Source organism: Cytobacillus kochii (assembly GCF_020171845.1).
GTDB lineage: Bacteria > Bacillota > Bacilli > Bacillales > Cytobacillaceae > Cytobacillus > Cytobacillus kochii.
In genome coordinates this window covers 333,275-347,621 of the sequence record NZ_JAIVAM010000003.1, presented here as the reverse complement: position 1 = coordinate 347,621, position 14,347 = coordinate 333,275, and the positions used below count along the sequence as shown (strand labels likewise).

Below are 14,347 nucleotides of genomic sequence, written 5' to 3'. Positions count from 1 at the left end.
CACAGAGGTAATAAACATAGGAATAGTCGAGGCACTCCTTAGTAAAAAGAACGAAAATATAGAGGTAGTTGTGTAGGATTGTCAGCCTTCTTTGCCTCTTTCATTACTGATGTTAAAAACAAAAAGCATAAAAATAACTCGGATTCATCCTTCAAAAAAGGGTGAATCCGAGTTTGATTGTTAGTTTATATCTGTTATGCCTGTGTTTTTCAAAACACACAAGCTTATTCTTCCTCTTCTTTGTTAACATCAATTACTTCTTGCTTCGTTAAATCTTCTGGTTTCTTACTTTCTTCTTTCGCACGTTCTTCTTTTAGTTCAAAATATTCATCCATGACGCGTTCGGCAATAATCATATTTGCTTTATGGCCACTTCCACCTTCATAGGCCCAAGGGACCATGACCGCAATTGCCACTTCTGGTTTATCAGAAGGTGCATAACCAACATAGCTGATATTCATTACTTCAGGTGGCTCATCATAATTGCTACGTAGTGGTCCATCATAGAAAGCCTCTGCTGTACCTGTTTTACCTGCAGGGTCATACTCTTTATCACCAAAGAAGGATAGTGCCGTACCTTGTTGTTCTTGTGCAACTTGACGGAAGCCCTCTTTTACACGTTCAATCCAAGAAGCATCCATATCAAGTTTATTAAGAACTTTCGGCGATATTTCTTCTACAATAGGGCCTAATTCTTCATTTTCTAATAAAGGTTCCCTAATTTCTTTTACTACATGAGGCTCCATTCTATTCCCGCCGTTAGCAATCGTGGACACATATTGCACGAGCTGCATATTAGAGTACGTATCATACTGTCCAATCACTAAGTCCAACATAAATCCAGGGAGTTGACTCATTCCTTTAAATCCTGTTTGTTCATTTGGTAGATCAATCCCTGTTCTAACGCCTAAACCAAACTGAGCAAACGATTCTCTGATTGTATCAAACCCTTTAGGATCTAACGGCAATGATTTATTATAGCGATATGTGCCGCCTCCAATTCGAATGGCTGTTTCAAACATATACACATTGGATGAAACCCTTAATGCATACAAATCACTAATTGGTCCGAACGTTTTCCATGATTTTTTTACAGGTGTACCAGCAATTTTTAGTGGCTGGTCATTAATTACTGTACCAGGCTGAATCACGCCTTCCTTATAGCCCGTAAGAATCGTAGCCCCTTTGACTACGGAACCGGCATTATAAGTGGTCGTAATATTTCCTAATGCATCATCTGTCATTCTTGTTTGGCCTGTTTCCTCATCTTTCACAAGCCTTCTACCAGCCATTGTTAAGATTTCGCCGCTATACGGATCCATTAACACGACATAGGCTCTATCTAAAAGACTGGTTCCTCCAGTTTGTTTAGCCGCACGCAACTCTTCTTCAATGATTTTTTCTGTTGCTAATTGTAAATCCATATCGACACTTAATACTAAATCTTTCCCCCGCTGCCCTTCTGAAATTGTCACCGTTTCTAGAATCGTACCACCTTTATCAGTGACATTTTTTACTTTGGCTTTTTGACCATGGAGGACTTCTTCGTATTGATATTCAAGATAACTTTTACCTACACGGTCATTTCTTGAATAATCTCTTGCTAAATAGTAATCAAGCATTTCTTTCGGAATACCTTCTTCAGAAGACGAAACAGATCCAAGGACAGATTTCAATGTATTATCAAAAGCATAGTAACGGTCCCAATCAGTTGTTGTGTCAACCCCTGGAAGATAATCTAAATTTTCGCTTACTAGGGCGAATTCCTTTGCAGTTACTCCATCATTTTTAACAACTTGTGGTGTAAAGGCATACCCACTAGAGAACTCTCGATAGATAGCAAGCACTTCCAAGTCGTCTTCTGTCAGTTCATCCAATTCTTCTTCCGTAATACGATCTAATGTTAATTGATAGACATCTTTATCGTAATCAGCTTCTTCGTCCTCGCGAATATTTTGCTTTTCTTTCTCTGTTACCTTTTCATCCGCGCGATCAGGATTAATCATAATCCAATAATCTTTTTCATCTCGTTCCGTGACTTTTTCTGTCTCTTTTTCAATTAGTTCCGCTAATTTCTCAGCAGTATCAAGCATTTCCTCTTGACTAGCTCCATTATTCGTATATGTAATGGCATTCTGCGGGATATTATCGACAATAATCTTTCCTGTACTATCAAACATCTTTCCCCTAGGTACAGGGTTATTTACAGTGATTTCTTCTGTTCGTTCTATTTCTCGTTTATAGTCATCACCGTAGACAATCTGAACAAACCCTAATCTAAAAATAAGTACAGAGAACAACACAAAGACAATTAAGAAAAGCATGTTCAACCGAAAGGACACACGATTCTTCTTTTTCTTCTTATTCAATTGCTAAAACCACACTTCCCTCTTAATTACATATACTTATTTTAAAAGAAAACCAAAAATAATTCTATTCATAACTATAAGGAAATGATAGTTATTTTGAATATTTTTTTTCACATCATTCGATATTCTTAATAAAGAAATAGATCATACTATGCCCAACACCTAATATTACTAGCAATATCGGCAAGATCACATGATCATCAAAATAGATTACACCCACTATAAAGAACAACAAAGATAATACTCTACCGATGTTCAAGAATAATTCCCTGACAACAATATATTCAATTCTCATTTCTGCTGCTTTCCACGCTGTGCCTATTACATCATAAGTCATTGAAGAATAAGGAACGAGTAATAAAGGATATGCGATGGCAATTAATGCAGCATAAAGCAAAAGGTTAACGTAGGTTATATGAAATACTAACAGGAAAATTGACAGAAATAATAACACACCTCCAACTAATACTGCTCTTTTCCTATGCTCTTTCTTAATCCACCTTGAAGCAATATAATAACAAACTAATGCAATACCTGAATTTATTAATCCGAATGTACCAAGTGCTAATTCGCTCCCCGTAGCTATAAACACAAAGACAGAAACGACAAACGCATATGTACCTTCACGAAACCCTTGGAAAAAATGGGCATTTGTAATCCTCTTCCAATTTTTATTATACTTTCGTTCCTTAATAATCCGCTTAAAAAAATACTTTCCATTTGCTGGACGTCTTTTAATAGAAAAACTTAAAAATACGGCAATCGCGAACAAAGCTAATGAAATTCCAAAAATGACTGAATAACCAGTATACGCCTTCATTTTTGAAATAATTAAACCGGCAGAAATAGGTCCAATCATACCACCAAATGATGAAAGTAACCCGAGAAAACCATTAAAAAAGTCTCGATTTTCTGGATCCGTTATTTCAAATGTTAATACATTAAAAGCAAGCCAATAAAAACCAGAACCTATACCTAATAAAGAACCTAATAAAAGGAGATATGACGACGCTTTATCCCCTACAAGAAGCACAGAAATATAAAAGAAGGCAAGAAATATAACCCCTAACCTTAGAACAATAACACGATCTACTTTTTTCGCCCATTTGCCCGCAATAATAAATGCAATAGGTTGCAGAACAACAGCAGCGAGGTTATATAAGCCTAAATCCACGTATTCACCAGATTGCTTCCACAAAAAAATATTCACAAAAGTATTGGATAACGCAACACTTAAGGAATATAATCCTCCAATTAGCAGCAACAAAACAAGGTCTCTGGTCGGCTCAATATTTCCAATCACTCTCTGCAATTTACTCATAAAAAAACTCCCCTTCGATTCTACAAATAGTCTCCTTCAAAAACGATGGAGTTATGCAAGAAAAGGAAGATCCCCATTGGAAAAATATTTCATGTCGCTTGGTCTTTTTATAAAGAAACAATTATGTCTAACAATTGAATCCCATACATTAGGAAGGAGTGACATTTATCGAACAGAAATGTAAAAAAGCACTATTCCAATGAATAGCGCTTTTTTTACTATTATATATTTTCATTTAGCTTTTACTTCGCTTCTTGATATCTTCTGCCTACTTCGTCCCAATTAACAACATTCCAAAATGCTTTAATATACTCAGGACGTTTGTTTTGATAGTTTAAATAATAAGCATGTTCCCAAACATCTAGCCCAAGAAGGGGTGTTTTGCCTTCCATTAATGGTGAGTCTTGATTAGGTGTGCTCGTTATGGCTAATTCCCCATTATCAACAACTAACCATGCCCAACCCGATCCGAAGCGACCAGTAGCTGCTTTAGCAAATTCATCCTTGAAGTCGTCAAAGCTACCAAATTTACTAGCTATCGCATCTCCTAAATCGCCTGTTGGTGTACCCCCACCATTTGGTGAAAGAACTTGCCAGAATAAAGAATGGTTGGCATGTCCACCGCCATTATTTCTGACAGCTGTACGGATATCTTCAGGAATATCATTTATATGGGTAATTAATTCTTCTACACTTTTCGATGCGTATGCACTTTTTCCTTCAATTGCATTATTCAAGTTAGTTACATAAGTATTATGGTGTTTCGTATGATGGATATTCATTGTTTCCTTGTCGATATGAGGTTCTAAAGCATCATAAGCATACGGTAATTTCGGTAGTTCATAAGCCATGTAAACATTCCTCCTACTAAAAATATAATCATATGCAGACATCATTAAAATGTCTTCTTATATTTTCTATACCACTTTGCCATAGAATCAAACATAAAAATTAATTTTTTTATAGAACAACAAATAAGAAATAGATAATCATCACTACTTGAACAATTCCTTTAGTAATGATGCTACTTATGAATCCTACAAGTGACCCAAATCCAACTAAAACTGCTTCCTTAAATGGGCGACGATGTACAATTAATTCTGCGATAATTGCCCCGACTATCGGTCCAAGTAATATACCTGCCACCGGGATAACAAAAGGCCCTACTAGTATTCCAATAGTGCTTCCCCATATTCCAGCTTTTGTCCCACCATATTTTTTCACACCAACCATATTGGAGATATAGTCGGCACCAAATAGTAATATTACAAATAAAATTTGGATGGACCAAAACAGTACACCAAAAGGTTCAAAGGAATAGAATAATCCATAAACAATAAAGCCAGCAGCAATAAAAAGTACACTCGGGATAATTGGATATATCAATCCGATAAAAGCTATAACAAATAAGATGATAATGATTGCCCAAGCTAAAATATCCATAACCGTTCCCTCCTATTCATAACAAAAACTTCTCATAGTCTCGCCATAATTAAAACATTAAAATGTTATCTTTTCCATCGAAAGATTTTAAAAAAAGAGGTAAGGAACCCATCCTTACCTCTTTATAATACTCAATCTTCGCCTAATACAGCCTCTGCAATATTAACTGCATGATCACCGATTCGTTCGAGATTACTTAAGATATCCACATATACAATCCCTGCTTGTCCAGAACATACTCCTTCACTTAAGCGAATGATATGCTGTTTACGTAATTTACGTTCCATTTTATCTATTTGATCTTCTTTTTGTACAACATGTTGTGCTGCTTCTTTATCATTATGGTCTAGCGCTTCTAATGCTTCAGAAACCGTAGAGATCGTTAATTGGAACATATCATCTAAATCTTTCATAGCGGATTCCGTAATACTTACCTTATTTGCTTTCTTATAATCCATTAATTCAACGATATTTTCGAAATGGTCACCCATTCTTTCAATATCTCGAATCGTATCCATTAGAACCGTATGTTCAGACGATTCGTTATTAGATAAAGAACTTCTAGAAAGCTGAATAAGATAATCTGTAATTTGTCTGTCCAGATTGTTTATCGCACTTTCGATTTGATAAGCTTTTTCACCATGTTTAGGCGAACCATCTATTAAAAATGATCGTGTTTCATTTAATCCTTCAACAGCAAATTGACCCATTCGAAGTACCTCTTCTTTCGCTTGTCCAAGAGCAATGGATGGCGATTGTTGAATAAAAACAGCGTCTAAATGTTTGGCTTTTTGCTCAATCACTGTATCTTCACCCGGTATAAGCTTCGTTACAATATACGCCAGAACAGCCACAAATGGCAGTTGAATCAACGTGTTAGTAATATTAAATGTTCCATGAGCGAACGCAATTGTCAGCTCTGGATTCAGTCCAAGATTCGCTTGGAACATTTCAACCAATAAAGTAAAAGGATGCAGTAATATTAAAAAGATCGTAGCTCCAATTAAATTAAACGTCACGTGGACTAGCGCTGCTCGTTTAGCTGCCACAGTAGCCCCAAGTGAAGCTAAAATAGCAGTTATCGTTGTACCAATATTATCTCCAAATAAAACTGGAAGAGCTGCATCTAAGCTAATTAACCCTTCAGAAAATAAACCTTGCAATATTCCAATTGTCGCACTTGAGCTTTGTACAATAACTGTAAGCACAGTTCCCACAAGAACACCTAATACTGGAATCTCACTCATACTAACTGTCAGGTCATGAAAGCTTTGTAAGTTACTTAACGGTTTCATACCACCGCCCATTAACTCTAATCCATAAAACAATGCTCCAAAACCAAATATAATAGACCCAATGTTTTGCATACGGTTATTTTTAAAGAATACTAAGCATAATACCCCAATCGCTAGGATTGGTAACGCATATTCACCAATATCTAGACCAATTATAAACGCTGTAAAGGTTGTCCCAATATTCGCACCCATAATTACGCCTATTGCTTGACGTAGATTCATAAACCCAGCGCTAACTAATCCTACTGTTAACACCGTCGTTGCTGAACTACTTTGAATAAGCATCGTTACTAACATTCCTGCTAAAACACCCATTAATGGGTTTGTGGTGAATTTATCCAAAATATCTCTAAGACGATCTCCAGCTGACTTTTGTAGACCATCTCCCATCGTTTTTATCCCGAGAAGGAAAATACCTAATCCACCGACAAACTCAAATATCATCTTTTGAATATCTAATTCCAAGCTATTCAACCCCTAGAAAGTTTTTCAACACTAAATGTAAACCCCACACTATTATTAAAGCTTTCTCTATTAATGTAAATAGTGTAACGGTTAAATTTACAAACCTTTAATATTTTTCTCTTATGTTACAATTAGATGACAAAAGGTTAATTATTCAAAAAACTTATTATTCTTGTATGACGAAAGTATTGTCGTTAAAATAAATAGAATAATGACAAGTAAGGACGTGGAAAATTTTTGAATATCATTAAACAATTTATAAGAAGCATTTATTCTCCAAAAGACATTGCAACCTTTCGTCAGCAAGGTATAGGAAAGACAATAGGTTATGTTTTTTTTCTCACTTTCCTATCCATTATCCCCACTATTTTTTTTCTCAGTACATCCGTCTTTAATGGTGTACAATCAATGGAATCAACAATAACGGATGATTTGCCTGAATTTGAGATTGCTAATGGGACATTACAAGCAAATGAAACAGCACCTATTACTGTTGAGAATGATGGTGTGACCATTATTTTTGACTCAAATAATATTGTAAAGAAAGATGAAATATTGCAAACAAATGATACCATTGCCATTCTACAAGACGAATTGGTGTTTATTAGCGGAAACAATCAACAATCCTATAGCTATAGTATGCTCGGTGATATCAATATTGATAAATCAACTGTTATTGAATTAATACAAGCGGCAGATTCTTGGTTAATCATATTAATTAGTATCGTCGCTATTGTACTGTATTTATTTTCTATAGCCATGCGCTTAATAGAAATTTCCATTATTGCCTTACTCGGTATAATGATTGTGAGAATTGTTCAGAAGACCCTTCCTTATCGCTACATGTGGCGAATAGCCGCTTATAGTATCACATTATCAACCGTATTTTTTATTATCATGGACACACTACAAACCGTTGTTCCAAATGGAGCACTTATTAACTGGTTAATATCCATCATCATTCTTATGTTAGCCATCAAAGAAATACCTCATCAGAAAAAGGAAATACCTGAACAATAGTGGAATCATACTGTAGACGCATATACCGTCTACAGTTTTTTTATACATAATCTGTTCTAATTAGATGTGGACATGCATAAGTATGATAATGGTTATTCTAAAATGACGGGAGCTTGTAAATATGAGAAGAATTTCAGCCTTCATCTTAATTATTATCATTTCATTTGCTGTATACGTCGATCTTTCCAAAGGAACTCTCCCTAAACATATTGCACCCGTTGCTGCAGAGGTCACAAATTTAGAAAAAGACGAACAAGAGGTAGGCCTTCCTTATTTTGAAAAAGAAGTGAATCGGGGAGATACCGTTTTATCCATTATTGAACAGCAAAATATGAACATCGAAAATCTTCCAATTAATGTTATCGCTGAAGATTTCAGCACATTAAATAATGGAATAAAGCCTGAAGAAATTCAATACGGTAATACCTATAAATTTCCTTCATATAATAATGAAAACTAAATGCTTAGCATCTATTTCTTGTCAATTCAATCACTTCATTGATACAATAGTTGATGATAAGAGCTTACATTGAGAAGTTCAAATATATTTTATATATATAAAGGAGCGAATCTCCATTGAGTGAAATGATACATCGTACGAAAACTCGTCCGGTAAAAGTGGGACCGCTAACCATTGGCGGAAGTAATGAATTATTTATTCAAAGTATGACTACAACGAAAACTCATGATGTAGAAGCAACCGTTGCGCAAATTAAACGTTTAGAAGAAGCAGGATGCCAAGTTGTTCGCGTAGCATGTCCAGATGAAAGGGCAGCTAATGCGATTGCTGATATAAAAAAACAAATCGATATTCCACTTGTCGTTGATATCCATTTTGATTATAAGTTAGCTTTAAAAGCCATAGAAGGTGGAGCTGACAAGATTAGAATTAACCCAGGTAATATTGGAAAACGCGAAAAAGTGGAAGCTGTTGTAAAAGCTGCTAAAGCGAAAGGTATTCCTATTCGTATTGGTGTAAATGCAGGTTCATTAGAAAAACGTATTTTAGAAAAATACGGCTATCCTACGGCAGACGGAATGGTTGAAAGTGCACTTCACCATATTAAAATTCTGGAAGACCTAGACTTCCATGATATTATCGTCTCTATGAAAGCGTCAGATGTCAATTTAGCGATTGAAGCTTATGAAAAAGCAGCTCAAGCTTTTGATTATCCACTACACTTAGGGATTACTGAATCCGGAACATTATTTGCCGGTACAGTAAAAAGTGCTGCTGGATTAGGCGCAATTCTTCATAAAGGTATCGGAAATACGTTAAGAATTTCATTAAGTGCTGATCCAGTTGAAGAAGTAAAAGTGGCTAGAGAGCTGTTAAAAGTATATGGTTTATCATCGAATGCTGCGACACTCATTTCTTGTCCGACTTGTGGTCGTATCGAAATCGACTTAATTAGTATCGCGAATGAAGTTGAAGAATATATCTCAACAATTAAAGCACCAATTAAAGTCGCTGTGTTGGGCTGTGCCGTTAACGGCCCTGGTGAAGCAAGAGAAGCTGACATTGGCATCGCTGGAGCACGAGGTGAAGGTTTATTATTCCGCAAAGGGAAAATTGTTCGCAAAGTACCAGAAGATACAATGGTCGATGAATTAAAGATTGAAATTGATAAAATAGCTGAAGAGTATTTTGCAAAACAAAAAGAAGAAGAAGAAAAAGCCAAAGAAACAGTTTAAATAAACAAAGCGCCTAGGGATACTCCTAGGCGCTTGTTGTTTATATTTAAAAGAATGGCATAATAAAAATCCCTACTAAAAGCGATACTATACCGATACCAATCGCCCAAGTGCCAAATCCTCTAGCTCCTTTGCTATTTGCAACAATACCAAGTACGATCCCTGCAGCTCCAAGAAATATCGGCATAATGAATAGTGAAAGGATTGATAATACTAAAGCAGTAATACCTACTCCTCGGCCACCACTACGCGTCCCTTTTCTATCGTCAATATCCCTTCCCCTGTCCTCATCATAAGTTACAGGAGCAGCAATTTCGGCTGCAGTTTCTTCTGAATAATCGCTTGAGACTTCATACTGGTTCTCGTCAACTCTGTCACGACGAAGCTGATCTTCATCATATTTACGCATCTGATCTGCCATCATGATCCCTCGCTTTAATGGTATCCACTTTTCTGTGGTGGAGCATTTATTATTATTAACAAGCGTTACACTTTTACTTGTGTTAAGATTTTCTAGCAACAAAAAGGCTTTTATGGTTTATATAATGAAAAGTTTCAGCTAAAATTAGGAAGTAAAGAAAAAATGAAGTGAACGGTTATATGTTCAAGTTTTAAAGGAGAGCAATGAAATGAAAAAACGATTCGGAATTGATATCGATGGAACTGTCACGAGTCCAGCGGCAATGATTCCTTTTATGAACAAAGCATTTGGGCTACAACTTACTTTAGAAGACATAAAACAATATGACTTGTATCCGCTTGTAGATATAGAACCTCAAGCATTCGATCAATGGTTTAAAGAAAATGAACCGGAAATTTATCGCCAGTCAACCATTGTACCTAACGCAAAATCAATATTAACAAAATGGAAAGAAGAGCATGAACTATTTTTTATTAGTGCACGCTCAACTCATTTGATGAGTGTAACTGAAAATTGGTTCACACAGAATGGCATTACTTTTGATCATATTGATCTTATTGGCTCTCATGATAAAGTCTCAGCAGCTAAACAATATGATATTGACATATTCTTCGAAGATAAACATGATAATGCTGTTATGATCCATGAGGCGTGTCAAATTCCCGTCATATTGTTCGATACACCCTATAACCGCTTACCGACTCCAGACGGCGTAAAAAGGGTGACAAGCTGGAAGGAAGCAGCCACATGGGTAGAGAATTGGTTAAAAGTATCTGTGTAATCTTACTATCTTCATATAAAAAACCCCTCTTATAAGAGGGGTTTTTCCAATTAACAACATTCTGGGCATTTGCCGTAAATTTCAAATTTATGCCCAGAAACATCATAACCTTTTAAATTTTCTGCCAAAGTATTCATCGGACAAGTTTCTATTTCTTTCGTTTTTCCACAATCCAGACAGATAAAATGATGATGATGATGTTCATGAGAACAAGTAAACCGAAAATGTTTTTCACCAGATAACTCGGTCATCTCAAGAATATCTAAGTCCACAAACAAAGATAAATTACGATAAATGGTATCAAAGCTCAAGCCCGGATAATCTGGTTTCATTTCCTCTAAGACTTCTCTTGCCGTTAAGTACTTATTACTATCTGCAAATAGTGCAAGCATTTCTTCTCTCTTGCCTGTATGCTTATAGCCTCGATTTTTCAACAGTTCTAATGCGCCACTCACATTCATGACTGATTCACCCTTTTTTTGCAATTATACTTTAGCTGGTCTAGATGTCTTTACTTTCTTTAAAAGTATCGTTACTAATAATATTAACACAGCAATGATTACAATGGTTCCTCCAGGAGCAAGATCTAAGTAATATGCTAAAAATAAACCGCCAAGTACTGACACTTCTCCAAAAATAACTGACAATAAAATCGTTTGTTTAAAGCCCTTTGCAATCCGCATACTCGCAGCAACTGGTAAAGTCATAAGTGCGGATACGAGGAGAATTCCAACGATACGCATTGATGAAGCGATAACAAGTGCCACCATAACAATAAAAATAAAATGAACAATTTTCACTGGAATACCAGATGCTTGCGCATGCTCCTCATCAAAAGATAATAGGAATAGTTCTTTATATAAAGAAACAATAATGGCTATAATAATCACCGAAATGATGATAATAAGCCATAGATCTTCTCTACTTACTGCACTAACGCTACCAAATAGGTAACCAAACAGATCTGAATTGAAGCCATCAGCTAGTGAAATAAATATTACACTAAGACCGGTTCCCCCAGAAAGAATAATAGGAATGGCAAGCTCCTGATAATGCTTGTATACAGACCTTAATTTTTCAATAAACACAGATCCTGTAACGGAAAAAGCCATCCCCATATAAACAGGATTGACTCCGCTAAAACCGGTTAGTTTCTTTTCAAGTAATAAGCTTGCTGCAATCCCAGCTAACGTTACATGACTAAGCGCATCTGCTATCAATGATAACCGCCTTACTACAATATACACACCAAGTAAAGGGGCAATAATACCAATAATCATACCAGTTAAAAAAGCATTTTGTAAAAACTCATATTCAAATATAGCAGCAATCATTATCTCACCCCTTCATGATGGTGGTGATGATCATGGGATAAGATATGAACGTCATGTCCATAAAACGTCGACACTTCGGCTTTATCAAGACGCTCAAATTCCTCTGTTTTCCCGTGGAAATGCAGAGTTTTATTCATACATGCAACATGTGATACCCGCTCAGAAATTGTCCCTATATCATGTGTAACGAGTAAAAGCGTAATGCCACGGTTTTTATTCAGATCTTCAAGCATATGATAAAAAGATTGCACATGTTGTGCATCTACACCAACAGTCGGTTCATCTAATATAAGTAATTTAGGTTCACTTACTAACGCTCTTGCAATAAACACCCGTTGTTGCTGACCTCCAGATAACTCTCCCACATTACTCGTTTCATACTCGCGTAATCCAACAGAATCTATAGCGTCTATAACATGACGCCTATCTTCCTTTTTCATCCATTTAAATAGTCCAAGTTTTTTTGTTAACCCACTAGCAACAACTTCAAATACCGTTGCCGGAAAACCTGTATTAAATGAATTTGCCTTTTGCGAGACAAAGCCAATTTTTTGCCTGTCCTTAAATTGATTCATTTCTTCCCCGAAAAGAGTGATTTTCCCATTTTGTAATTTTAATAAGTTCAATATTAACTTGAGAAGTGTTGATTTTCCAGAACCATTTGGACCTACAATGGCTAAGAAGTCTCCTTCATTTACAGTTAAATTTACCCGCTCTAATACATTATTTTTTTCATATCTAAAGGAAACATCCTCTATTTTAATCACTGGCTCTTGCCGTGTTTCCATCTTATTCACCTTCGTTTTAAGAATCATTACGATTTAGTACAAGGAGTAGTATACATGAAGTTCCTAACCTTGTAAAGGAGTGAAATGAGGCTTGTTTCATCAATTTTTGTAGAAAAAAAGGCAAATTTTACTGTACAGGTGCATACAGTTTAATGAGGAGTGATGCACATGAAAATCTTTGAGAACATCATTAATCACAAAGTCAATCACATTACCGCAGATGAATTATTAAAGTATGGAAAACAATTTAATATCTCAGTTAGCCGCTCAGAAGCGGAGCAAATCGCCCAATATCTTCGCGGTAAAAAGGTGAATATCTTTAATGAAAATGAACGAAAGAAACTTGTCAAAGAAATTGCCAATATTGCAGGTGTAGACACGGCAAAGTCAGTCAACCAAATATTTCTTATGTTTACTAATTCTTAAGTCTATTACCAGTGCCATTGACATCTACGATTTAAACAGACCATTAGAAGGGCAAAGAAGAAGCATAGAGGATCCCTCTCCTCCATGCTTTTTTATTGTGCTAAAATATCTTCTAATAGATTTTTATTAAACGCTTCTTTACGTAACATATTGATTTCGAATTGATATGGCGGTTTCTTATTTTTCTTGTCCTCGCCAACATAAGGGGTTTCCAAGATTTTCGGTATTGTCGTAAGTTGTGGATGATGAACAATGTTGTTTAGTGCCTTAAAACCGATATGACCAAATCCAATATTTTCATGGCGGTCTTTCCTAGCTCCCTGAATGTTTTTACTATCATTAATATGAAGAACCTTTAATCGATCGATACCAATGATTTTATCAAATTCATTTAATACACCATCAAAGTCATTAACAATATCATATCCAGCATCATGAGTATGACAAGTATCAAAACAAACAGATAAATGTTCATTATGAGTTACACCATCAATAATTTTCGCTAGTTCTTCAAAATCTCTTCCACATTCTGACCCTTTTCCAGCCATTGTTTCAAGCGCAATTTGCACATTTTCATCGCCATTTAGTACTTCATTTAAACCTTCAATGATCCTGGCGATACCGTTTTCTGCACCTGCTCCGACATGTGCACCAGGATGCAAGACAATTTGCTTTGCCCCAAGTGCTTCTGTACGATCGATTTCAGAACGTAGAAAATTCACTCCTAATTCGAATGTAGCTGGGTTCGTTGTATTCCCTATATTTATAATATAAGGGGCATGAACAACAATATCACTTATGCCATTTTCCTTCATATGAGCTAGGCCAGCTTCTATATTTAAATCTTCTATTTTCTTTCTTCTCGTGTTTTGGGGAGCACCTGTGTAAATCATAAATGTATTCGAACCGTAAGAAGCTGCTTCTTCACTGGCTGCTAATAACATTTTTTTTCCGCTCATCGAAACATGGGATCCGATTTTCAACATACA

Annotated in this window: 15 protein-coding genes; 5 read left to right on the top strand and 10 right to left on the bottom strand. The window is 35.9% G+C overall.

Features of this window, described 5'->3' with window-relative positions:
- Positions 1 to 224: 224 nt before the first annotated feature.
- The 5 genes from LCM23_RS05165 to LCM23_RS05145 form a co-directional block, all read right to left on the bottom strand.
- Complete coding sequence (locus LCM23_RS05165) at positions 225 to 2,324, bottom strand: peptidoglycan D,D-transpeptidase FtsI family protein (RefSeq protein ID WP_224936202.1); 2,100 nt, start codon at positions 2,322 to 2,324, stop codon at positions 225 to 227.
- Between the two features lie 160 nt (positions 2,325 to 2,484).
- On the bottom strand, positions 2,485 to 3,690 hold the full coding sequence (locus LCM23_RS05160) for an MFS transporter (RefSeq protein WP_224935964.1): 1,206 nt from the start codon (positions 3,688 to 3,690) through the stop codon (positions 2,485 to 2,487).
- A 242-nt stretch (positions 3,691 to 3,932) separates the two neighbouring features.
- Complete coding sequence (locus LCM23_RS05155) at positions 3,933 to 4,541, bottom strand: superoxide dismutase (RefSeq protein WP_224935963.1); 609 nt, start codon at positions 4,539 to 4,541, stop codon at positions 3,933 to 3,935.
- Positions 4,542 to 4,650: 109 nt separating this feature from the next.
- Positions 4,651 to 5,133, bottom strand: coding sequence for a DUF456 domain-containing protein (locus LCM23_RS05150; protein ID WP_224935962.1), 483 nt, complete (start codon positions 5,131 to 5,133; stop codon positions 4,651 to 4,653).
- Between the two features lie 131 nt (positions 5,134 to 5,264).
- The gene (locus LCM23_RS05145; protein ID WP_373370922.1) at positions 5,265 to 6,872 is read right to left on the bottom strand and encodes a Na/Pi cotransporter family protein; all 1,608 of its coding nucleotides are present in this window, start codon (positions 6,870 to 6,872) and stop codon (positions 5,265 to 5,267) included.
- Between the two features lie 258 nt (positions 6,873 to 7,130).
- On the opposite strand from LCM23_RS05145, the gene LCM23_RS05140 reads away from it, so the two are divergent.
- The 3 genes from LCM23_RS05140 to ispG all read left to right on the top strand — a co-directional run bounded on the left by LCM23_RS05140 (position 7,131) and on the right by ispG (position 9,608).
- Positions 7,131 to 7,913 carry a DUF1189 domain-containing protein gene (locus tag LCM23_RS05140; RefSeq protein WP_224935960.1) on the top strand — a complete coding sequence of 261 codons (783 nt, stop codon included), beginning with the start codon at positions 7,131 to 7,133 and terminating at the stop codon, positions 7,911 to 7,913.
- 121 nt (positions 7,914 to 8,034) lie between these two features.
- A complete protein-coding gene (locus tag LCM23_RS05135; RefSeq protein ID WP_224935959.1) occupies positions 8,035 to 8,373 on the top strand; it encodes a hypothetical protein in 339 nt (112 codons plus the stop codon).
- Between the two features lie 125 nt (positions 8,374 to 8,498).
- On the top strand, positions 8,499 to 9,608 hold the full coding sequence (gene ispG / locus LCM23_RS05130; protein WP_224936201.1) for a flavodoxin-dependent (E)-4-hydroxy-3-methylbut-2-enyl-diphosphate synthase: 1,110 nt from the start codon (positions 8,499 to 8,501) through the stop codon (positions 9,606 to 9,608).
- 46 nt (positions 9,609 to 9,654) lie between these two features.
- Here ispG and LCM23_RS05125 read toward each other — a convergent pair whose 3' ends face one another.
- Positions 9,655 to 10,029: a DUF4190 domain-containing protein gene (locus LCM23_RS05125; RefSeq protein ID WP_095372550.1), complete on the bottom strand. Its 375-nt coding sequence runs from the start codon at positions 10,027 to 10,029 to the stop codon at positions 9,655 to 9,657.
- A gap of 208 nt (positions 10,030 to 10,237) precedes the next feature.
- On the opposite strand from LCM23_RS05125, the gene LCM23_RS05120 reads away from it, so the two are divergent.
- Positions 10,238 to 10,810 carry a 5' nucleotidase, NT5C type gene (locus LCM23_RS05120; RefSeq protein ID WP_224935958.1) on the top strand — a complete coding sequence of 191 codons (573 nt, stop codon included), beginning with the start codon at positions 10,238 to 10,240 and terminating at the stop codon, positions 10,808 to 10,810.
- 50 nt (positions 10,811 to 10,860) lie between these two features.
- On the opposite strand, the gene LCM23_RS05115 is transcribed toward LCM23_RS05120, so the two are convergent.
- From LCM23_RS05115 to LCM23_RS05105, 3 genes are read right to left on the bottom strand one after another with little or no spacing between them, the layout of a single operon-like run.
- A complete protein-coding gene (locus LCM23_RS05115; RefSeq protein WP_095372548.1) occupies positions 10,861 to 11,271 on the bottom strand; it encodes a Fur family transcriptional regulator in 411 nt (136 codons plus the stop codon).
- Between the two features lie 24 nt (positions 11,272 to 11,295).
- The gene (locus tag LCM23_RS05110; RefSeq protein ID WP_095372547.1) at positions 11,296 to 12,144 is read right to left on the bottom strand and encodes a metal ABC transporter permease; all 849 of its coding nucleotides are present in this window, start codon (positions 12,142 to 12,144) and stop codon (positions 11,296 to 11,298) included.
- Positions 12,144 to 12,932 carry a metal ABC transporter ATP-binding protein gene (locus LCM23_RS05105; RefSeq protein ID WP_224935957.1) on the bottom strand — a complete coding sequence of 263 codons (789 nt, stop codon included), beginning with the start codon at positions 12,930 to 12,932 and terminating at the stop codon, positions 12,144 to 12,146. Before LCM23_RS05105 ends, LCM23_RS05110 begins: the two co-directional genes overlap by 1 nt.
- A gap of 168 nt (positions 12,933 to 13,100) precedes the next feature.
- On the opposite strand from LCM23_RS05105, the gene LCM23_RS05100 reads away from it, so the two are divergent.
- On the top strand, positions 13,101 to 13,358 hold the full coding sequence (locus LCM23_RS05100) for a DUF2624 domain-containing protein (protein WP_095372545.1): 258 nt from the start codon (positions 13,101 to 13,103) through the stop codon (positions 13,356 to 13,358).
- A 92-nt stretch (positions 13,359 to 13,450) separates the two neighbouring features.
- Here LCM23_RS05100 and LCM23_RS05095 read toward each other — a convergent pair whose 3' ends face one another.
- A complete protein-coding gene (locus LCM23_RS05095) occupies positions 13,451 to 14,344 on the bottom strand; it encodes a deoxyribonuclease IV (protein WP_224935956.1) in 894 nt (297 codons plus the stop codon).
- Positions 14,345 to 14,347: the final 3 nt, after the last annotated feature.

What these genes read in the sequence shown, in the direction of transcription:
- LCM23_RS05165 (WP_224936202.1), bottom strand. Translation starts at nt 2,324, where the DNA reads ATGCTTTTCTTAATTGTCTTTGTGTTGTTCTCTGTACTTATTTTTAGA.
- LCM23_RS05160 (WP_224935964.1), bottom strand. Translation starts at nt 3,690, where the DNA reads ATGAGTAAATTGCAGAGAGTGATTGGAAATATTGAGCCGACCAGAGAC.
- LCM23_RS05155 (WP_224935963.1), bottom strand. Translation starts at nt 4,541, where the DNA reads ATGGCTTATGAACTACCGAAATTACCGTATGCTTATGATGCTTTAGAA.
- LCM23_RS05150 (WP_224935962.1), bottom strand. Translation starts at nt 5,133, where the DNA reads ATGGATATTTTAGCTTGGGCAATCATTATCATCTTATTTGTTATAGCT.
- LCM23_RS05145 (WP_373370922.1), bottom strand. Translation starts at nt 6,872, where the DNA reads ATGATATTTGAGTTTGTCGGTGGATTAGGTATTTTCCTTCTCGGGATA.
- LCM23_RS05135 (WP_224935959.1), top strand. Translation starts at nt 8,035, where the DNA reads ATGAGAAGAATTTCAGCCTTCATCTTAATTATTATCATTTCATTTGCT.
- ispG (WP_224936201.1), top strand. Translation starts at nt 8,499, where the DNA reads ATGATACATCGTACGAAAACTCGTCCGGTAAAAGTGGGACCGCTAACC.
- LCM23_RS05125 (WP_095372550.1), bottom strand. Translation starts at nt 10,029, where the DNA reads ATGGCAGATCAGATGCGTAAATATGATGAAGATCAGCTTCGTCGTGAC.
- LCM23_RS05120 (WP_224935958.1), top strand. Translation starts at nt 10,238, where the DNA reads ATGAAAAAACGATTCGGAATTGATATCGATGGAACTGTCACGAGTCCA.
- LCM23_RS05115 (WP_095372548.1), bottom strand. Translation starts at nt 11,271, where the DNA reads ATGAATGTGAGTGGCGCATTAGAACTGTTGAAAAATCGAGGCTATAAG.
- LCM23_RS05110 (WP_095372547.1), bottom strand. Translation starts at nt 12,144, where the DNA reads ATGATTGCTGCTATATTTGAATATGAGTTTTTACAAAATGCTTTTTTA.
- LCM23_RS05105 (WP_224935957.1), bottom strand. Translation starts at nt 12,932, where the DNA reads ATGGAAACACGGCAAGAGCCAGTGATTAAAATAGAGGATGTTTCCTTT.
- LCM23_RS05100 (WP_095372545.1), top strand. Translation starts at nt 13,101, where the DNA reads ATGAAAATCTTTGAGAACATCATTAATCACAAAGTCAATCACATTACC.
- LCM23_RS05095 (WP_224935956.1), bottom strand. Translation starts at nt 14,344, where the DNA reads ATGTTGAAAATCGGATCCCATGTTTCGATGAGCGGAAAAAAAATGTTA.